This is a genomic window from Lentzea nigeriaca (assembly GCF_016907955.1).
Classification (GTDB): Bacteria; Actinomycetota; Actinomycetes; order Mycobacteriales; family Pseudonocardiaceae; genus Lentzea; species Lentzea nigeriaca.
This window is the reverse complement of record NZ_JAFBCX010000010.1, coordinates 97732-115602: the sequence shown is the minus strand read 5'-3', so window position 1 is coordinate 115602 and position 17871 is coordinate 97732. Positions and strand designations below refer to the sequence as shown.

The following is a 17871-nucleotide window of genomic DNA, read 5'->3' as shown; positions in this document are numbered from 1 at the left end:
ACATGCCCGGCTACCGTGACCTCGCCCGTGACGGGGAGTTCCGCGCCCTGTTCGTGGCGCACGTGGTGTCGGTGGCCGGGGACCAGTTCGCACGGGTCGCGCTGACGGTGCACGTCTACGACCGCACCGCCAGCACCGGCCTGACCGCGCTGACGTACGCGTTGACGTTCCTGCCGGACCTGGTCGGCGGGCCCCTGCTGGCGGGGCTCGCCGACCGGTTCGCACGCAAGGACGTGATGGTCGCCGCCGACCTGGTCCGCATCGCTCTGTTGTTGTTCATGGCGGTGCCGGGAATGCCGTTGTGGGCGCTGGCGGCGCTGCTGGTGCTGGTGCAGTTCGCGGGGACACCGCACGGCGCGGCGAAGGCGGCGCTGCTGCCGCAGATCCTGCCCGACGCCCGCTATCCGCTGGGCCAGGCGGTGCTCAGCACGGTGGCACAGGCCGCCCAGGTCGCCGGTTTCCTCACCGGCGGAGCCCTGGTGGCGTTGCTCGGGCCCGGTCTGGTGCTGGTCGCGGACGGGGTGACGTTCCTCGTGTCCGCGTTCCTGATCGGCGTGTTCCTGCTGGACCGGCCCGCCCCGCGGCGTCCGCACGTGCGGGCGTGGCCCGCCGACCTGGTCGGCGGAGCGAGGCTGGTGTGGGGGCAGCGGAGGTTGCGGGCGCTCGTCGCGCTCGCCAGCGTCTCGGGGTTCTACATCGTCGGCGAGGCACTGGCCGCGCCGTACGCGGCCCAGCTCGGGGCGGGACCGGCGGGAGTGGGGGCGATCTTCGGCGCCTACGCGGCGGGCGCGGCGGCGGGCATGCTGCTCGTGGCACGCCTGACCGAACCGCTGCAGCTGCGGGTCATGCCGTGGCTGGCGATCGCCGCGTGTGCGGTACTCGTCCCGGCCGTACTGCGGCCGGGCCTGGCCGTCAGTGTGGGGTTGTTCGCGCTGTCCGGTGCGGCCAGTGCGTATCACCTGGTCGCGAACACGACGTTCGTGCGCGCGGTGCCGGACTCCTCGCGCGGGCAGGCGTTCGGCCTGGCCGTGACCGCGTTGCGGGTCTCCCAGGGCATCGGTGTGGCCCTGGCCGGTGTGGCCGCGGAAACCCTCGCGGTGCACCACGTCGTCGCCGCCGCCGGAGCACTGGGCGTGCTCGCGGCAGGCGGATCGGCGTTGTTGTGGAGGTTCAGCGTGCCCACTCGTTCGGACGCTGCCACTCGTTCGGACGGGTCAGGTCACTCGGACGAACGGGACCAGCGGCAGAGGTACGGACGATCATGACTGCTCCTATGGGTGTTCGTTGCGTGTGAATCCGGGCGATGGTGGACGTGCATTCCGTGAGGACTACTCACCGTGAGGTCCCCCACATGGAGCCACGACTTTGCGTGACCCGCTAGCTACAGTGGTTGGTTCCTGACAGTTGGTGGGGGTGGCAGCGTGCCTTGGCTCGACCCGCGCCGGTGGAAGCTATGGTCTCTTCCTCCTTTGGTGCTGGCCTATGTCGTGACGGTGGACGGCGCAGCGTCCCTCGTCGCGCTCGCCACCGCACGGACTACCCCTGTTGACGTGCTGGCATGGACCTGGTTCTTCCTGCTGGCAGGGGGTGCCGTCGTGCACCTCGAAGCCGCGCAGGGAATCGAACGGATCCGTGAACTCTCCGCAGAGGGGTCACCGCACGCGCACATGCAGTCCGTCTGGCTGTTCGCGGGCGTGCTCGCGCTACCCGCACCTCTGCTCGTCCTGCTGATCGCGATCAGCTTCGGCCACGAGTGGTTGCGGGTCTACAAACGTCGCGCGGTCCTGCACCGGAAGGTGTTCTCCGCGGCCACTGTGGTACTCGGATGCGTCGCCGCGCAACAGATACTCGAATTGTTTTCGACCACACGGCCCCTTGACCTCACCGGGCCGCGAGGTCTCGCCGCGCTCGTGCTGGCCGGGTTCGTGTACTGGTTCGTCAACTACGCGCTGGTCGTGCTGGCCATCGTGATGACCAACCGGCAGAACACCGTGCGCACAGCGCTCGGCCACGCCTCCGACCAGCTCATCATCGCTGCGTCGATCGGCCTCGGCTCAGGATTCGCGATCATCATGACCGCCCGGCCGTGGCTGACGCCGATGCTGCTGCTCACCGTCCTGGCCCTGCACATGGGCCTGCTGCTGCCGCAGTTCCGCGTCGCCGCCCGCACCGACTCCAAGACCGGCCTGGTCGACGCGACGTTCTGGCACGACGTCGCCGGCCGCGAGATCGAACGCGCCCGCCGCCTCGTCTCCACCGTCGGCGTCCTGATCCTCGACCTCGACCACTTCAAGCAGATCAACGACACCTACGGCCACCTCGCCGGCGACCGCGTCCTGCGCGCCGTCGCCGACGCGCTCAAGCACTCGGTGCGCTCCTACGACCTCGTGGGCAGATTCGGTGGTGAGGAGTTCGCCGTGCTGCTGCCCGGCGTCAGCAACGACGAGGTCCGCGCCACCGCCGAACGCATCCGCTGCGAGATCGCGGGCCTGCACATCGTCGTGATCGACCGCCTGGGCCGCGACCAGGTCGTGAACGGACTGACCGCCTCGGTCGGCGCCGCCGTGTTCCCCGACACCGCCACCGAGCTCAGCCCGCTGCTGCTGGCCGCGGACGAGGCGCTCTACCAGGCCAAGAGCAACGGCCGCGACCGCGTCGCAACCGCCCAGGCGCACTAGCTGTCGCTAGCTGTCGAGGAACGTCGCGATCTGCTTCGCCACGTGGTCAGGCTCCTCCACCCACGGGTAGTGCCCCACACCCTCGTGCACGTGCACCGTCGCCTCCGGGAACAACTCCGCCAGCTCCACACACCGCCGCACCGGCGAGATCGGATCCGCCGAACACGCGTACACCAGCACCGGGTGATCGAAGTCCGCGAGCGCCCGCCGCAGCACACCCGGCACGAACGCGCCCTCCGCGTTGTAGCCCAGCGCCACCTGGTACTTCCACTGCCCCAGCTCCGCGTTCGCGTGCGCCTGAGCGCGTTCGTCCCACCGCGCGTACAGCAACGGCGACGCCGCGACCCGGTTCTCCACCGAGACGTCACCCTCCGCCGTGCGCCGCAACGCCGTCGTCGCCGACTCGAACCACGGCTGATCCGCACGAGCCGCCAGGAACGCGTCCCAGTCGCTCTGCTCCGGCGACAACCCGACACTGCGCAACGCCGGCGTCAGCAACACCAGCTTCCCCACACGATCCGGGTGATCGGCGGCAAACCCCATCGCGATCCCCGCCCCCGCCGAGTGCCCCAGCACGTCCACCCGCTCCAGCCCCAGATGCCGACGCAACATCTCCACGTCGTGGACCAGCATGTCGCGCCGGTAGGTGAACGGATCCGCCGGCTCGGCCGACTCCCCGGTACCCCGGTTGTCCAGAACGACCAGCCTGCGATACGCGTCCAGCCCGCCGAGAGTCTCCAGGTACGCCGACGCCCTGCCGGGACCACCGGCCAGGACGACCAGCGGCGCCCCCTGTCCCGCTTCCCGGTAGGCGAGTTCCGTGCCGTCGAACGAGGTGAACCGTGCCATGCTGCACATCATGCCGAAGATCGCCACCGCCGACGTCGTCGACCGGCCTCAGCTGCTCGAGTTCCTCCGCACCCGCCACCACGGCGTCCTGATCACCCGCCGCACCACCACCGACGGCGTGCAGGTCTCCCCCGTCTCCTGCGGCGTCGACTCCCAAGGCCGCATCGTGGTGTCCACCTACCCGCAACGCGCCAAAACCCGCAACGCCCGCCGCAACCCATCCGTCACGATGTGCGTACTCTCCGACGACTGGGACGGCCCCTACGTACAGATCGACGGCACCGCCGAAGTCCTCGACCTGCCCGACGCACTCGAGGACTTCGTCGAGTACTACCGCTGCATCGCAGGCGAACACCCCGACTGGGACGAGTACCGCGCCGCCATGCTGCGCCAGGGCAAAGCACTCATCCGCATCACCATCGACAGCTGGGGCCCCGTCGCCACCGGCGGCTTCCCACCCGAACTGGACGCCTAACCCGCCCGGTTCCCGCCCCAGCCCGCGGGCTTCTCCAGCAACACGCAGCCACCGCCGTGCGGGCTCTCGATCGACGCCGTCACCCCGAGCGGCAACAGTCCAGGGCCCGACGACACCCGACCGTCCAACTCGGACACCCGCTGACACGCGGCCGGAAGATCGTCCACGGCGAAGAACACGCCCCACCGCGGCTCACCGGCCGTCGGCGACGTCGCCGTGCCCGCCACCGGACGCGGATCACCGTGCCGGGCCGACGTGAAGAGATCACCCCGCACGGCCCAGCCGAGCTCACGCACCCAGTACTCGTCATCCGGCGTACCGGTCACCAGCTCCGCCCAGCACGGCTCACCGTGCCGCGGCGGCGGCGCCCACGGACCGTGCAACACCCTGCCACTGTCCACAAAGGAATTCGCCCGCAGCGCACGAGGCTCGTCACCGCCGAAGAACAGACGCCAACCCTCTTGCCCCGCAACGACCTGCGCCGCGAGTCTGTCACCGACCCAGCCCGTGAACGACCCGCCCGGCTCCGCTATCACCGTCCAACCGAGCACGGCGGCGAAGAAGTCCACCGACAACTCGGGCTCGGCAACACTCAACTCAAGACGACGCAGACCAGAAGACACGAGCATCCCATCAGGCGGTGATCAGGAGCGCGCACCATCCTCTGCTCCGACCACCCGAGACGACAATGCTCCATTCGGCGGCATGCGCTCCGCGTTCACCACGTCACGCAACGGCACCGGCCTGCCCAGGTGAAAACCCTGCCCCACCCGCACACCCAGCTTCTTCAGAGCCTCCACCTGAGACGGACGCTCCACCCACTCCGCCACCGACGACAACCCCAGCCCGTTCGCGATCTGCACGATCCCCGACACCAGCACCGCATCCGCCTCACTGGTCTCGATGCCCTTCACGAACTCACCATCGATCTTGATGCCCGTGATGGGCAGATGCTTCAAGTGGACGAACGACCCGAAACCCGACCCGAAGTCGTCCAACGTGATCCGGCACCCGAAACTCCGCAGCTGCCTCGCGAGCGTGACAGCAGCGTCCAAATTGGTCACCGCGGCCGTCTCCGTGATCTCCAGCCCCAACCGGCCGGGAGCCACCCCCGCCGACCCCAGCCTGTCCAGCACGAAGTTCCCGAAATCGGGATCCTCCAACGTCCGGCCCGACACGTTCACGTTGAACCGCAACCGCGAATCCGGCTCCGCCACCAACGCGTCGATCGCCGTCGACAACACCCAGCGGTCGACCTCCAGGATCAGGTTGCTCCGCTCCGCCACCGGCAGGAAATCCGCCGGCCCCAGATACGGCTCCTGCTGATCCTCCAACCGCAACAACAACTCGTGACCCAGCGTCGTACCGGTGTTCAGCTCCACCATCGGCATGCCGTACAGCGCCAGACCACCGCCCGCGAGCGCCGCCCGCAGCCGATCCAGCACACTCACCCGCTTCACGGTGTCCGCGTAGTGGTTCGGCTCGTACACCGTCACCCGATCCCGGCCCGCCGCCTTCGACGCGTACAGCGCCAGGTCCGCGTTCGCCAGCACAAGCTCCCACGAATCACCAGGACCGAACTCCGCCAGCCCCGTGCTCACCGTGATCCGCGCCGGAGTGCCGATCCCCGCCAACGGGAACCCCGCCACCGCCTCCTTCAGGTTGTCCGCCACCTCCGACGCGTCCCGCAACGACGCACCCGGCAACACCACCGCGAACTCGTCACCACCCAGCCGCGCGATCAACCGATCACCCAGCCGCGACTGCAACGCACTCGCCAGCATCCGCATCACACGGTCACCCACGGCATGACCCCGCAGGTCGTTGACATCCTTGAAGTTGTCCAGATCCAGCACCAGCAACGCACCGGAACCGCTGTTCGCCAGCTCCTGCTCCAACGCCCTGGTCAACGCCCTGCGGTTCGGCAGACCCGTCAACGGATCCTGCTCCGCCATCCGCACCAGCTCGTCGTGCACCCGCGACGACTGCGTCACGTCATGCGCCGTGCCCAACGCACGCACCGGCGCACCCTCGTCGTCCACCACGACCTCACCGAAACACTCGAACACCCGCTCCTTGCCATCAGGACGGATCATCCGATGCGTGTAGGTGAACACCGAACCGGTCCTGAGCGCCGCGTCCAGCGTCTCCTCGATCATCGGCAGGTCGTCAGGATGCACCAGCCGCGAGTACAGCTCGAAGTCGAACGCCGTCCCCGGCGCGAACCCGAACATCTCCAGCAACGTGTCCGACCACGTCACCCGGTCGTCCGAGATGGACCACTCCCACGTGCCCATCCGCCCCAACGCCTGAGCCCGCCGCAGCGCGTCGGCCTCCTGCGTGACCGTCAGCTCACGATCCCGCCACGCCGACACGTCCACGACCTCGTACATCAGATCGTCACCCAACCGGCTGCACCGCACCTCGAGCCACTTCGGACCCGGCACCAGCACCTCCCGCGCCGGCGCAGGAACCTCCGGCACACCAGGAAGAAGCGCAGGCAACGACCGCCCATGAGCCTGCTCGACCGGAATCCCGAGCACCGCACCCAACGCACGGTTGCACCACAACAGGTTCCCGCGCGCATCCGTCACGGCATAGCCGACATCCGCTCGGTCCAGCACCGTGCGGCAGTAGGAGGTCACGCGCGTCATGATCGTCCGATCACCGGACGTAAGCAACCCGCTACGCCGGTCAGTTCGCAAATGTGCGAACGGCTACCTGAGCCGCTCCAAACCCTTCGCCGATTCCACCAGCTCCGCGGCCAGCTTCCGCAGCTCCTCGTTCTCCGCCCCGTCCTGCGCCGCGGTCACCACGTCCTCCGCCGCACACCGCAACTGGAACAACCTGTCCTGCAGATCAGCCAGCTCCGCCGTGCTCAGCACCACCGCGTCCTCCGGCAGGCCACCCCTCTGCAACGCGGCCCTGCGTTCGTACGCGCGTTGACGGCACGGCTGCGCGCAGTACCGCCTCGGCCGGCCGATCCGCCCACTCCCCGGCAACCGCCTCCCGCACCACGCGCAGTGCTTGGGCTCATCCGCCTCCATGGAGCGCTCCATGGCGCGCGACGGTAGCGGGTGGCGGGTGGTGGTCTCCAGCGACGCGCCAGAAAGCCCGACCTTCGTAGGGGATGCGAGAGTACCGGTACGACGATTGGTGTTCGATTCGGGTGGGGTTTGGTTGTGTTCCGGTGGGTTGGGTTGGGCCCGCGTGTGGGTGGGGTGCGGTGGCGATGCGTGCCGGGGTGGTCCGGTTTCGTGATGTTTGATTTAAGTCTGCACTGAAGAGATAGAGGAAGAAAAGAAAGTGTCCAGCCACCCACTGTCCACCAGGAAGTCGGCCGTGGAAGGCACACTCGGGGCGTGACCCACCCGTACCTCGCAGGACCGCGTCCCCGCGCCTTCGCCCACCGCGGCTGGCATGTCGACGACCTCACCGGCATGGAGAACTCGCTGAGCTCGTTCCGGCGTGCCGTGCAGGAGGGCTACCGCTACGTCGAGACCGATGTCCATGCCACGGCTGATGGTGAGGTCGTGGTGCACCACGACCTCACGCTGGATCGGACCACCGACGGGCACGGGCTCGTGGCGGAGCTGCCGTGGGCCGAGGTAAGGATGGCGCGGGTCGGCGGGCGGGAGCCCATCGCGCGGTTGGCGGACGTGCTGGAGGAGTTGCCGGACACGTTCTTCAACATCGATGTGAAAACCGATCGGGCCGTTGAGCCGATCCTCGCGTTACTGCGCAAGGCCAAGGCCTTGCATCGGGTGTGTCTGGCGAGTTTCTCCGACAACCGGCTGGCGCGGTTGCGGCGGCGCGGCGGGCCTGGGTTGCTGACGTCCATGGGGCCTCGGTCGGCCGGGGCGTTGTGGGCAGCCGGGCGGATTCCGTTCGCCGGGCTCGCCGTGCGGGGGCAGGTGGCGCAGGTGCCGGTCAACCAGGGGCGGCTCACGATCGTGGACCGGAGGTTCGTGCGGGCGGCGCATCGGCGGGACCTCGAGGTGCACGTGTGGACCATCGATGACGAGACCGACATGCGGGCGTTGCTGGACATCGGGGTGGACGGACTGGTCACCGACAGGCCCGATGTGCTGCGCGACGTACTCCGGTCGCGCGGCGCCTGGTAACAGGTTGGGCAGTCGATCATTGGACGTGTCGGCGGACAAGTACAGTCCGCCGACATGAAGGTCAAGGGCGACGACGCCGCCGACGCCAAAACCGCCCGCCGCCGGGAACAGCGCGGCTGGGTCTGGTACGACGTGGCGAACTCCGTGTTCCCCACGTCCGTGGTCACAGTGTTCTTCTCGCTGTACCTGACGAGCATCGCGAAGAACGCCGCCAAAGCGGACACCGCGCTCAACGGGGCGAATCCCTGCGCGGGCGACAACGCGTTCGACCACTGCGACGTCACGTTCCTCGGGCTGCAGTTCCCCTCCGGCTCGCTGTGGGGCTATCTGCTCTCACTCGCCACCGTCATCCAGGTCGTCGTTCTGCCGGTCATGGGCGCCATCGCGGACCGGACGCAGAACAAGAAGAAGATGCTCGCCTTCTTCGCCTTCACCGGGTCCGCGGCCACCGTCGCGCTCGCGGCCGTGCAGGGCACAAACTGGACGCTCGGCGTGCTGTTCTTCATCATCGCCAACATCGGCTACGGCGCCAGCGTGGTCGTCTACTACGCCTTCCTGCCCGAGATCGCGACACCCGACGAACGCGACGCGCTGTCCAGCCGCGGCTGGGCGTTCGGCTACCTCGGCGGTGGTGTGGCGCTGGCGATCCAGCTCGGCATCACGCTGTCCGCGGACTCCCTCGGCATCACGGCCGGCGACGCGGCGCGCATCGCGTTCGTCATCTCCGGCGTGTGGTGGGCGGGCTTCACGATCATCCCGCTGACGCGCCTCACCGAGCACCAGGCGCCCCACGGCCACGAACACGGCGGCTCGGTGATCTCCGCCGGGTTCAAGGAACTCGGCACGACCCTCAAGCAGGCCAAGGCCTTCCCGCTCACGCTGGCGTTCCTCGGCACCTACCTGATCTACACCGACGGCATCGCCACCGTGGCCAACGTGTCGGCGCAGTACGGCAGCGTCGAGCTGAAGTTCGAGCAGCAGACGCTGATCACGGTCATCCTGATCGTCCAGTTCGTCGCGTTCGTCGGCGGCGTGCTGCACGGGTTCGTGGCCAAGCGCGTCGGTGCCAAGAAGACGATCCTCGGCTCGCTCGTCGTGTGGATCGTCGTGATCACCGCGGCGTTCTTCGTGAAGGCAGGCGACGAGATGCAGTTCTACCTCGTCGCCGCCGGCATCGGCATCGTGCTCGGCGGCACGAACGCCCTGTCCCGCAGCCTCTTCAGCCAGATGGTGCCGCCCGGCAGGGAAGCCCAGTACTTCTCGCTCTACGAGGTCGGCGAGCGGTCCACCAGCTGGCTCGGGCCGCTGGTGTTCGCCGGCGTCGGCCAGGCGACCGGCAGCCTGCGGCCCGCCATCCTCGCGCTGATCATCTTCTTCGTCGCGGGCTTCGTCCTGCTGATCTTCGTGCCCGTCCGCAGGGCCATCAAGGCCGTCGGCAACGCCGAACCGACGCTCGTCTGACCTTCACGACACCCGCGGTCGCGCCGACGGTTTCCGCACCGGCGCGACCGCGCACAGCACGAGCAACACCGCCAGCGGCAGCACGATCACGCGCACCTCTCCCCCGACGAACAGGAACGCCAGCGGCGCCAGCTGCAGCAGCGCGAACAACGACACCGCGCGCCCCAGCACGAAGTCGCCGCGCGCGAACGCCACCACACGGAGGATCACCGTGATCAACGCGATCGCCAGCAGCCCCGTGCCCGTCGCGAACCCGCCGAGCATGCCGAGCAGCAACGCTCCCCCACCCCACCACAGCAACCTGCGCGCGGGCGGCGTCGGCGCCTCCCGGTGGAAACCCAGGCACAGGCACAGGAACGTCACGATGCCCGGCAGCTGGAACAGGCTCCACAGCAACACGGGGCCGCCGGACTGTGCGAGCGTGGCCACGACCAGCACCACCGGAGCGAACGCAGCGACCTTCGCGAGCGTCCGCCTGCCGCTCAGCAGCGCCGCGAACGCCACGACCGGCCCCAGCTCCAGCAACCGCCACCAGGTGATCGGCGGTGCCCACTCCGGGTTGCCGTACGCGACGACCAGGTTCGTGATCGCCGCCCCCGCGTAGAACACGCCGAGCAGCAGCCCGATCATCCCCAGCGCCCGCACGACCTCGCCGCGCCACATCACCCTGGCGGGCACGCTCGTGAGCGCCGCCCCCGCCGCCAGGTGCGTGCGCACCGCGAGCCCGAGGATCGCCCCGGTCTCGCCCCACCCCGGCCAGCTGTGCTCCAGGTCGAGGTCGTCCGAGCGGTCGGCCAGGAAGATCCCGACCATCTCCTCCTCGCGGTCCTGCCGGTACCACTTCGGCAGCACCTTCAGCAGCCGCCGGTACCTGTGCTCCAGATTGCTCATGCCCTGCTCGTCCATGGTTGGACGCCCCTCCCCCTCAGCACCGCCGATGCCGCCCGCACGTTCGCGCTCAGCCGCGCCACCTCGGCCTGCAGCGCCCGCACACCCGAGTCGGTGAGCTTGTAGTAGCGCCGCAGACGGCCCTGGTGCACCTCTTCACGGTCGCGCTCGGCGAGCCCGTCCGCCACCAACCGGTCCAGGACGCCGTACAGCGTGCCCACGCGCAGCACCATGCGCCCCTCGGACAGCTGCTCGACCGCCTGCACGATCGCGTAGCCGTGCAGCGGCTCCTCCGCGAGTGCGGTGAGCACGAGAAACGCCTGCTCGGACATGACCCGACCACTCATGTCGTTGAATATATCGCGTCGCGAGCTATATCGGGAAGCGGAATGACTGGGTTCGTTTGATTTCAGACAGCACTGAAGTTATCGAGCATATTGTCGGCAGGGCGGCCACCTCCGGGTGACGATCGGGACTGACGTTCGCGGCAGTGGTCCCGAATCGAGACGATGTTTCGGCGGGCTGCGCAGTGGCAACATCCAGCCAACGGAGCAGCGGCCTATGCGGAGGGACGCAGGATGGGCAGGGATACGCCGTGGGGATTCCAGTTGATCAGGAGCCAGGCACTAGGGTGACCCGCCGTGGACGCCCTTCCCGATCCGACAGATGCCCTCTCCGCCGTACCTGTCGCGGGTTCCCGGCGCTCGACGCCGGTGGTGGGGCACCTCAAGTTCTTCTTCGGCCCCATGGACTGCGGCAAGTCGACGCTCGCACTGCAGATCGACCACAACAACTCGCGCCAGGGCCGGCGCGGGCTGCTGCTGGTGCGGCACGACAGGTCGGGCCGCCCGCAGATCTCGAGCCGCATCGGCATCACGCGCGAGGCCGCGGAGATCCGCGACGACGATCTCCGCCGGCTCGTGCGCGCGGAGTGGGCAGAGGGCCGGCGGGTGGACTACCTGATCGTGGACGAGGCGCAGTTCCTCACGCCCGAGCAGGTGGAGCAGCTGGCGGAGCTCGCGGACGACGTCCAGGTCGACGTGTACTGCTTCGGGCTCGCCACGGACTTCCGCGGCGAGTTGTTCCCCGGCTCGCGGCGGCTGTTCGAACTGGCCGACGAGCTGAAGGCCATCCAGGTCGAGGTTCTGTGCTGGTGCGGGGTGCCGGGACGGTTCAACGCGCGGGTGCGGGCCGGACGGGTGATTCGCGCTGGAGACACGGTTCTGGTCGCGGACACCGTTTCGGATACGGAACAGCACCGATCGGGTACAGAGAGCAACGGTGTAACCGATACCACGGAAACTACTGTCCGCTACCAAGTGCTCTGTCGGCGTCACTTCCGGTTGGGTGACCTAGGCCCTGACGTCGCACAAAGTGGTCAGCTCCGACTGGCATAGCCGGTTACACACGGCCGCCGCTAGGCCATTAGAGTGACGCATGAGCGCAGTAGCTTGATAACGCGTCACGATCCTGTGGCGATCGCATCCATTAGTAGGAAGCCTTCGTTGACGAGTGAACGACGTCACTGTGGGCGACCATGAGAGCGAACCGGAAACAAACGGAGCAATCCGGGCGTTGCACACGGTGAGCAAGAAGCCTGGGCCCCGGCCCTGAGCCGAGCGAAAGGACACCGCCATGGCCGACCGCGTTTTGCGTGGAAGCCGGCTCGGAGCAGTCAGCTACGAGACCGACCGCAACCACGATCTCGCTCCGCGCCGGGCGGCGCGGTACGCCTGCCCCAAGGGACACGACTTCGAGGTCCCGTTCTCCGACGACGCCGAGTTGCCGCCGACCTGGGAATGCCGCCTCCACGGCACCGAGTCGAAGATCATCGACGGGGTCGAGCCGGAGGTGAAGAAGGTCAAGCCGCCGCGCACGCACTGGGACATGCTCCTGGAGCGCCGGTCGATCCCCGAGCTCGAGGAGCTGCTCGACGAGCGCCTCGAAGAGCTGCGCGGACGCCGTACCCGCACGGCCTGATCTCTCGCAGACGCTTCAAGCCGTTCCGGTCTGGTGCCGGGACGGCTTTTTGCGCGCCTTCTCACGCCCTTTGGGCTGCTCGGAGAAGGCTGCGTCCCCACCACACGCCGCCGACGGCCAGCGCCGCCCAGATCCCCAGCGCCACCATCGACCGGGGTGACCCGATGTCGCTCAGCGCGTCCCCCAGCACGGCCGCGAGCACCGTCGACGGCACCAGGCCCAGCGCCGTGCCGAGCGCGAAGTGCGCCGCCCTGACGGACGTGACGCCCGCGCCGTAGTTGGCCAGCGTGAACGGCAGCACCGGCAGCAGCCTGATCACGAGCGTGGCCTCGACCCCGCGGCGCGCGAAGACCTCTTCCAGGGTGTGCAGCCGCTTCCCCAGCCACGGTGCCACCGCGTCCCTGCCGAGCCTGCGTGCGACCGCGAACGCGATCATCGCGCCCGCGGTGAACCCCGCGATCGCCAGCGCACTCCCCCACGCGACCCCGAACAGCAGCCCTGCGGCCGTGGCGAGGACGGGTTTCGGGAAGAACACCGCGGTGCCGAGCGCGCACACGGCCAGGAAGACCGCTGGGGCCGCGTTGCCCGCGTCGTCGACGAGTTCCCGCAGCCTCGCGCCGTCGGGGACGTCCACCAGCTGAGCCAGCACGGCGAGCGCGACGACGAGCAGCACCAGCACCACCAGGCCCGCACGTCGCATCGGTCCAACGTACCCGGCAAGCTGGAGCGCATGACTGTCACGCTGCCGTCCGGTGAGACGATTCCCGCACTCGGCATGGGCACGTGGATGATGGCCGAGTCCGCTTCCCGGCGTGCCGCGGAGATCGCGGCGCTGCGGGCGGGTCTCGACCTCGGGCTGACGTTGATCGACACGGCCGAGATGTACGGCTCCGGCGCCGCCGAGTCGCTCGTGGGCGAGGCGGTGCGCGGACGCCGTGACGAGGTGTTCCTGGTGTCGAAGGTGCTGCCGTCCAACGCTTCCACGGCCGGGACCGTGCGCGCGTGCGAGGCGAGCCTGCGCCGGCTGGGCACCGACCGCCTCGACCTGTACCTGCTGCACTGGCGCGGGAGCGTGCCGTTGGCGCGGACCGTGGACGCGTTCGAGAGGTTGCGCGAGGCGGGCAAGATCCGGCACTGGGGTGTCAGCAACTTCGACGTGGCGGACATGCGGGAGTTGCCCGGTTTCTGCCAGACCAACCAGATCCTCTACAACCTGTCCCGGCGCGGTCCCGAGCACGACCTGCTGCCGTGGCACGCCTCGGCCGGGATGCCGATCATGGCTTACTCCCCCGTCGAGCAGGGCCGCCTGCTGGACTCGCCGGCGCTGGCGGAGGTCGCGCGGCGGCACGACGCGACGCCCGCCCAGGTCGCGCTGGCGTGGGTGCTGCGGCTGCCGCACGTGAACGCGATCCCGAAAGCGGGCACGGTCGAGCACGTCGAGGAGAACGCGGCGGCGCTGTCGTTGCGGCTGTCCTCGGAGGACTTGGCGGAGCTGGACCGCGCGTTCCCTCCCCCGTCCGGCCCCGAGCCGCTCGCCATGCTCTGACCGCGGCCTCGCATCCATCCGGTTCGGTAGGTCCTGCTGTCCGCGCAGGGATTCGACGGCCAGCTGGTGTCCGGCATCGGTTTCCTGGGCGCGGGGCGTGATCCTGCGCGACGGGCGGTCGGCGCGAAGTCTAACGAGGCTGGTAGGTCAGGCAGTTCGCGTGATGGTCGCCTTCGCCCTGACCGACCCGCACGCTCTCCGCCGTGCACTCCAGCGAGGCGTTGTGCACGCAGTCGGTGCGGGAACAGGCACCCACCTGCGCGATCACCTTGTCCAGGCCGCCCTTGGTGCCCAGCGGGATGAAGGTGCCGCAGTCGGCGGCCCCGTTGTCGCCCCGCACGGTGATCGCGAAGGCGTGGCAGCCGTCGTGGTTGTAGGAGCAGTCGCTCACGGTGCAATCGTGGACGGCGGGCATCGCCGGGTTCTCGAGGGTGGTCATGTCCGCTCCTGCCGTGGTGGGAAAGGTTCGGTGATTCGGACGATGCCACCGCGGCAGAAGGCCCGCAATTCGAAGGGAATTAGGCGAGCCTATCCTTCAACAATCATTTCCAGCCAGGTGCGCGAACCACCGGTCGCGGTGGTCGGCTGCATCAGCCACTGGCGTTGCGCGGCGCTGAGCAGCGGTAACGCGGCGTGGAAGTCGGGGGTGTCTTTTCCGCGCGGCGATGCGGCCTTATAGAACGACTGGATCTCGGGTGCGAGGTACGGGATATCGGACGGGGTGACTTTCCCGAGTGTGGCGATCTTCCGCCACACTCGGGGATCACGCCGGGGCACCCGGTCGTCGCCGACCGATCTCGCCGGGCAGCCGGGGACGCAGGGCGTGCCGAATCTGATCTTGGGCTGTTGCGCCGCCGCGGGTACGGGGACGACGATCGACAACAGCAGGAGCAGTCACCCGCGCCCGCGATCAGGGGCGGGTGCCGCTGATGATCCACTGGGTGAGACATGGGGGTTCGGCATGGCAACAGTCACGACGGGCGACGGGCAGCTGGTGTCCTACGTGGACCACGGCGGCAATGGCCCGGCGGTCGTGCTGCTGCACAGCTTTCTGATGGACGTCACGATGTGGGCGCCGCAGGTCGAGGTGTTCGGAAAGGACTACCGGCTGATCGCGATCGACGAGCGCGGTCACGGCGCGACGCCCGCGAACGGGCCGTTCGACTACTGGGACGTGGCCAGGGACGCGCTCGCGGTGCTCGATGCGCTCGATGTCGGCACCGCGGCTGTGATCGGGACGAGTCAGGGCGGGTTCATCGCGCTCAGGATGGCGTTGCTGGCGCCGGAACGCGTGACCGCGCTGGCGGTGCTGGGCACCTCGGCCGAGCCGGAGGACGAGCAGATCGCCGCCGCGTACGACCAGCTCACCGAGGTGTGGATCGCACAGGGGCCGGAGACGGTGCTCGAGAGCACCGCCAAGATCTGCCTCGGCGACCACGACGCGTCGGAGTGGACGCCGAAGTGGAGCGCGGTCGAGCCCGACCGGCTGCGGTTGATCGCGAAGGCCCTGGTCAGCCGTGACGGTGTGCTGGAGCGCGCCGGGGAGATCACCGTGCCCGTGCTCGTGCTGCACGGCACCGCCGATCTCGCCTACCCCGTCGCGAAGGCGGAGGCGCTCGTCGCCGCGCTGCCCAAGGCCGAACTGGTCACGGTCGACGGTGGGGCGCACTTCCTGAGCCTCACCCACGCCGCCGACGTGAACCCGCACCTGGAGCGGTTCCTCAGCGCGCACCTCTGACGGCCCACGCCCTGGCGGTCAGCTCGATCGGGCCGTCCTGCGGGAGACGGGAGCGGAGCAGGTCGCGGATCGCCGCGAGCTGCTCCGCGGGCAGCGTCGCGGCGTAGGCGGGTGCCGCGCCGGTGCCGCCCTCGAAGGGTTCCCAGAAGTCGGCGAAGTCGCGGAACACCGTGGGCACGACGATGCCGGTCACCTCGACGTCGCGCAGGCCGGCGCCGGTCCAGAACGTGCGCAACGGGCCGGGGTCGCTCACGTCGCCGAAGCGCAGTCCCTCGTCCTGGGACGCGGCCGCGGGATCGACGTCCTTCGCGGCGTCCCAGAACAGGCGCATCATCTGCATGCCGCTCGTGTAGTCCCACAGGTAGGACGCGACATACGGGGCTACCTGGGCGAACTCCGCCACCGCGCGGGCCACGTCGGGCACGAAGGTGAGCACGAGGCCGCTCACCACGACGTCGGCGGTGCGGTCGCCCAGGTCGATCGCGGTGCCGACCTCGAACGTCGCGCCGGGCACCCGTTGCCGGGCCAGGTCGAGGAACGCCGCGGACGGGTCGACACCGACGACCGAGGCGGGCTCGGCATGGGCCAGCACGGTCTCGGTCAGCGCGCCGGTGCCGCAGCCGACGTCGAGCCATCTGCGGCCAGGTGGCACGTCGAGCCACCGCAGGAACTCCCGCGCGACCGGCCGGCTCCACCGGCCCACATAGCGTTCGTACGCGTCACCGCCGTCCCACATGCCGCGCAAGCTAGCGCAGCTGACGGAACCCCGCTCGGATCTCCTCGGCGAGGATCTGCGGTTGTTCCCACGCCGCGAAGTGCCCGCCCCTGGCGACCCGGTTGTAGTGGATCAGGTTCGGGTAGGCGCGTTCGGCCCAGCTGCGCGGCGCCTGGTAGACCTCCTCGGGGAACACGCTGACCGCGACCGGCAGCGTGACGCCTTTGGCCGCGATCACCGAGTACTTGCTCTCCCAGTACAGGCGGGCGGCGGAGATCGCGGTGCTGGTCAGCCAGTACAGCGACACGTTCTCCACGATGTCCTGCCGCGTCAGGCCTTCGCGGTGCCCGTCGCCCGCCCTGACGATCAGGCCGAGGCTCGCGAGGTTGTGGTCGATCATGAACGACGCCAGCCCGACCGGGGAGTCGGCGAACCCGCTCAGAGTCTGCGGGCGCAGGCCCATCATCCGCGCGTAGGCCTGTCCCTTGCTGTAGCGGAAGAGCACGTCCTGCCACGCCTTGAGCTCGTCGCCCTGCAGCCCGGGCGGTTGCGGGCCGCCGGCGCGGGCGGCGTTGTCGATGTCGACGGGGACGGCGCCGGGAAGGTTGGTGTGCACGCCGAGAAGTCCGGCGGGCTTGCGCAGCGCCATGAGGTCGACGATCAGCGCGCCCCAGTCGCCGCCCTGGGCGACGTACCGGTTGTAGCCCAGGCGTTTCATCAGTTCGATCCACGTCTGGGCGATGCGGTCGGGGCCCCAGCCGGTCGTCGTCGGTGTGCCGGAGAAGCCGTAGCCGGGCATCGACGGGATGACGAGGTGGAAGGCGTCCCCGGCCTTGCCGCCGTGCGCGGTCGGGTCCGTCAGCGGTCCGATGATCTTGAGCTGTTCGATGACCGAGCCGGGCCAGCCGTGGGAGACGAGCAGCGGCAACGCGTTCGCGTGCTTCGAGCGGACGTGGAGGAAGTGGATGTCCAGGCCGTCGATCTCGGTCATGAACTGCGGCAGCGCGTTGAGCTTGGCTTCGGTGGTGCGCCAGTCGTAGTCGTGCGTCCAGTAACGGGCGAGCGCCTTCACGGTCCGCTGGGGCGGGCCCTGGGAGAGGTCGGTGACGAGCTCCGCGCCGGGCCAGCGGGTGGCGAGGACGCGGCGGCGCAGGTCGGCCACGTCGCGCTCCGGGATGTGCACGCGGAACGGTCGGATGTCACCGCTCGCCTGCGCTGGGCTGGTCCTGAGCAGGCCGAACGTGAGCGCTGCTGCGGCGGAGGCGGACAGGAAACTGCGGCGGGACGGCTCGGTGGACACGGTTTCCGACCGTAGGGATGCCGGTTCGAGGTTCGCGAGCGTCGGGTGACGGCGGCCTGGTACGTCATCGGGAATAACCGGGGTAAAGTCCGGTTAGATAGGGTGACACGTCAACTA

20 protein-coding genes are annotated in these 17871 nt (G+C 69.2%); 9 read left to right on the top strand and 11 right to left on the bottom strand.

The genetic code is table 11. The features are described from left to right. Positions 1 to 2 precede the first annotated feature (2 nt). A complete protein-coding gene (locus JOD27_RS30475; RefSeq protein ID WP_204765743.1) occupies positions 3 to 1265 on the top strand; it encodes an MFS transporter in 1263 nt (420 codons plus the stop codon). A 207-nt stretch (positions 1266 to 1472) separates the two neighbouring features. Further along, on the top strand, positions 1473 to 2678 hold the full coding sequence (locus JOD27_RS30470; RefSeq protein ID WP_307830415.1) for a GGDEF domain-containing protein: 1206 nt from the start codon (positions 1473 to 1475) through the stop codon (positions 2676 to 2678). Positions 2679 to 2684: 6 nt separating this feature from the next. Here the strand turns inward: JOD27_RS30470 and JOD27_RS30465 are convergent, their stop codons facing one another. Continuing rightward, positions 2685 to 3527 (bottom strand): alpha/beta fold hydrolase, encoded by an 843-nt coding sequence (locus JOD27_RS30465; protein WP_204765742.1) that lies wholly within the window; start codon positions 3525 to 3527, stop codon positions 2685 to 2687. A 10-nt stretch (positions 3528 to 3537) separates the two neighbouring features. On the opposite strand from JOD27_RS30465, the gene JOD27_RS30460 reads away from it, so the two are divergent. Continuing rightward, positions 3538 to 4002, top strand: a complete 465-nt coding sequence (locus tag JOD27_RS30460) for a PPOX class F420-dependent oxidoreductase (RefSeq protein WP_204765930.1) — start codon at positions 3538 to 3540, stop codon at positions 4000 to 4002. On the opposite strand, the gene JOD27_RS30455 is transcribed toward JOD27_RS30460, so the two are convergent. From JOD27_RS30455 to JOD27_RS30445, 3 genes are all read right to left on the bottom strand, one after another. Next, on the bottom strand, positions 3999 to 4598 hold the full coding sequence (locus tag JOD27_RS30455; RefSeq protein WP_204765741.1) for a VOC family protein: 600 nt from the start codon (positions 4596 to 4598) through the stop codon (positions 3999 to 4001). The genes JOD27_RS30460 and JOD27_RS30455 overlap by 4 nt on opposite strands. 48 nt (positions 4599 to 4646) lie before the next feature. Further along, positions 4647 to 6647 (bottom strand): putative bifunctional diguanylate cyclase/phosphodiesterase, encoded by a 2001-nt coding sequence (locus JOD27_RS30450; RefSeq protein ID WP_307830414.1) that lies wholly within the window; start codon positions 6645 to 6647, stop codon positions 4647 to 4649. 72 nt (positions 6648 to 6719) lie between these two features. After that, positions 6720 to 7061, bottom strand: coding sequence for a hypothetical protein (locus JOD27_RS30445; protein WP_045316915.1), 342 nt, complete (start codon positions 7059 to 7061; stop codon positions 6720 to 6722). Positions 7062 to 7364: 303 nt separating this feature from the next. Between JOD27_RS30445 and JOD27_RS30440 the strand changes: the two genes are divergently transcribed. Together JOD27_RS30440 and JOD27_RS30435 are read left to right on the top strand one after the other, a co-directional pair. Continuing rightward, complete coding sequence (locus tag JOD27_RS30440; RefSeq protein WP_307830413.1) at positions 7365 to 8126, top strand: glycerophosphodiester phosphodiesterase family protein; 762 nt, start codon at positions 7365 to 7367, stop codon at positions 8124 to 8126. A 54-nt stretch (positions 8127 to 8180) separates the two neighbouring features. Further along, positions 8181 to 9587 (top strand): MFS transporter, encoded by a 1407-nt coding sequence (locus JOD27_RS30435; protein ID WP_204765739.1) that lies wholly within the window; start codon positions 8181 to 8183, stop codon positions 9585 to 9587. 3 nt (positions 9588 to 9590) lie between these two features. On the opposite strand, the gene JOD27_RS30430 is transcribed toward JOD27_RS30435, so the two are convergent. Next, a complete protein-coding gene (locus tag JOD27_RS30430; protein WP_204765738.1) occupies positions 9591 to 10478 on the bottom strand; it encodes a hypothetical protein in 888 nt (295 codons plus the stop codon). Next, the gene (locus tag JOD27_RS30425; protein ID WP_229812121.1) at positions 10475 to 10822 is read right to left on the bottom strand and encodes a PadR family transcriptional regulator; all 348 of its coding nucleotides are present in this window, start codon (positions 10820 to 10822) and stop codon (positions 10475 to 10477) included. Before JOD27_RS30425 ends, JOD27_RS30430 begins: the two co-directional genes overlap by 4 nt. 294 nt (positions 10823 to 11116) lie before the next feature. On the opposite strand from JOD27_RS30425, the gene JOD27_RS30420 reads away from it, so the two are divergent. Both JOD27_RS30420 and JOD27_RS30415 read left to right on the top strand, forming a co-directional pair. Then, positions 11117 to 11872, top strand: a complete 756-nt coding sequence (locus JOD27_RS30420) for a thymidine kinase (RefSeq protein ID WP_204765737.1) — start codon at positions 11117 to 11119, stop codon at positions 11870 to 11872. 238 nt (positions 11873 to 12110) lie between these two features. Continuing rightward, positions 12111 to 12455 carry an RNA polymerase-binding protein RbpA gene (locus tag JOD27_RS30415; protein WP_030466135.1) on the top strand — a complete coding sequence of 115 codons (345 nt, stop codon included), beginning with the start codon at positions 12111 to 12113 and terminating at the stop codon, positions 12453 to 12455. Positions 12456 to 12516: 61 nt separating this feature from the next. On the opposite strand, the gene JOD27_RS30410 is transcribed toward JOD27_RS30415, so the two are convergent. Continuing rightward, positions 12517 to 13155: a TVP38/TMEM64 family protein gene (locus tag JOD27_RS30410; RefSeq protein WP_204765736.1), complete on the bottom strand. Its 639-nt coding sequence runs from the start codon at positions 13153 to 13155 to the stop codon at positions 12517 to 12519. A gap of 30 nt (positions 13156 to 13185) precedes the next feature. Here JOD27_RS30410 and JOD27_RS30405 point away from each other — a divergent pair, with 30 nt between their 5' ends. Next, a complete protein-coding gene (locus JOD27_RS30405; RefSeq protein ID WP_204765735.1) occupies positions 13186 to 14001 on the top strand; it encodes an aldo/keto reductase in 816 nt (271 codons plus the stop codon). 130 nt (positions 14002 to 14131) lie between these two features. Here the strand turns inward: JOD27_RS30405 and JOD27_RS30400 are convergent, their stop codons facing one another. Both JOD27_RS30400 and JOD27_RS30395 read right to left on the bottom strand, forming a co-directional pair. Beyond that, entirely contained in the window at positions 14132 to 14440 is a 309-nt protein-coding gene (locus JOD27_RS30400; protein ID WP_204765734.1) for a DUF1540 domain-containing protein, read from the bottom strand. A gap of 89 nt (positions 14441 to 14529) precedes the next feature. Next, positions 14530 to 14757 (bottom strand): hypothetical protein, encoded by a 228-nt coding sequence (locus JOD27_RS30395; protein ID WP_204765733.1) that lies wholly within the window; start codon positions 14755 to 14757, stop codon positions 14530 to 14532. A 205-nt stretch (positions 14758 to 14962) separates the two neighbouring features. Between JOD27_RS30395 and JOD27_RS30390 the strand changes: the two genes are divergently transcribed. Continuing rightward, positions 14963 to 15739 (top strand): alpha/beta fold hydrolase, encoded by a 777-nt coding sequence (locus JOD27_RS30390; RefSeq protein WP_204765732.1) that lies wholly within the window; start codon positions 14963 to 14965, stop codon positions 15737 to 15739. On the opposite strand, the gene JOD27_RS30385 is transcribed toward JOD27_RS30390, so the two are convergent. Beyond that, positions 15723 to 16475, bottom strand: coding sequence for a class I SAM-dependent methyltransferase (locus JOD27_RS30385; protein WP_204765731.1), 753 nt, complete (start codon positions 16473 to 16475; stop codon positions 15723 to 15725). The two genes, JOD27_RS30390 and JOD27_RS30385, sit on opposite strands and share 17 nt — an antisense overlap. A gap of 10 nt (positions 16476 to 16485) precedes the next feature. Continuing rightward, positions 16486 to 17754: an epoxide hydrolase family protein gene (locus tag JOD27_RS30380; RefSeq protein ID WP_204765730.1), complete on the bottom strand. Its 1269-nt coding sequence runs from the start codon at positions 17752 to 17754 to the stop codon at positions 16486 to 16488. Positions 17755 to 17871 lie beyond the last annotated feature (117 nt).

Bases quoted from the DNA above. Each gene is read 5' to 3' on its own strand.
- JOD27_RS30410 (WP_204765736.1), bottom strand. From the start codon at position 13,155: ATGCGACGTGCGGGCCTGGTGGTGCTGGTGCTGCTCGTCGTCGCGCTC.
- JOD27_RS30475 (WP_204765743.1), top strand. From the start codon at position 3: ATGCCCGGCTACCGTGACCTCGCCCGTGACGGGGAGTTCCGCGCCCTG.
- JOD27_RS30405 (WP_204765735.1), top strand. From the start codon at position 13,186: ATGACTGTCACGCTGCCGTCCGGTGAGACGATTCCCGCACTCGGCATG.
- JOD27_RS30445 (WP_045316915.1), bottom strand. From the start codon at position 7,061: ATGGAGCGCTCCATGGAGGCGGATGAGCCCAAGCACTGCGCGTGGTGC.
- JOD27_RS30460 (WP_204765930.1), top strand. From the start codon at position 3,538: ATGCCGAAGATCGCCACCGCCGACGTCGTCGACCGGCCTCAGCTGCTC.
- JOD27_RS30430 (WP_204765738.1), bottom strand. From the start codon at position 10,478: ATGAGCAATCTGGAGCACAGGTACCGGCGGCTGCTGAAGGTGCTGCCG.
- JOD27_RS30390 (WP_204765732.1), top strand. From the start codon at position 14,963: ATGGCAACAGTCACGACGGGCGACGGGCAGCTGGTGTCCTACGTGGAC.
- JOD27_RS30385 (WP_204765731.1), bottom strand. From the start codon at position 16,475: ATGTGGGACGGCGGTGACGCGTACGAACGCTATGTGGGCCGGTGGAGC.
- JOD27_RS30435 (WP_204765739.1), top strand. From the start codon at position 8,181: ATGAAGGTCAAGGGCGACGACGCCGCCGACGCCAAAACCGCCCGCCGC.
- JOD27_RS30415 (WP_030466135.1), top strand. From the start codon at position 12,111: ATGGCCGACCGCGTTTTGCGTGGAAGCCGGCTCGGAGCAGTCAGCTAC.
- JOD27_RS30465 (WP_204765742.1), bottom strand. From the start codon at position 3,527: ATGGCACGGTTCACCTCGTTCGACGGCACGGAACTCGCCTACCGGGAA.
- JOD27_RS30400 (WP_204765734.1), bottom strand. From the start codon at position 14,440: ATGACCACCCTCGAGAACCCGGCGATGCCCGCCGTCCACGATTGCACC.
- JOD27_RS30425 (WP_229812121.1), bottom strand. From the start codon at position 10,822: ATGAGTGGTCGGGTCATGTCCGAGCAGGCGTTTCTCGTGCTCACCGCA.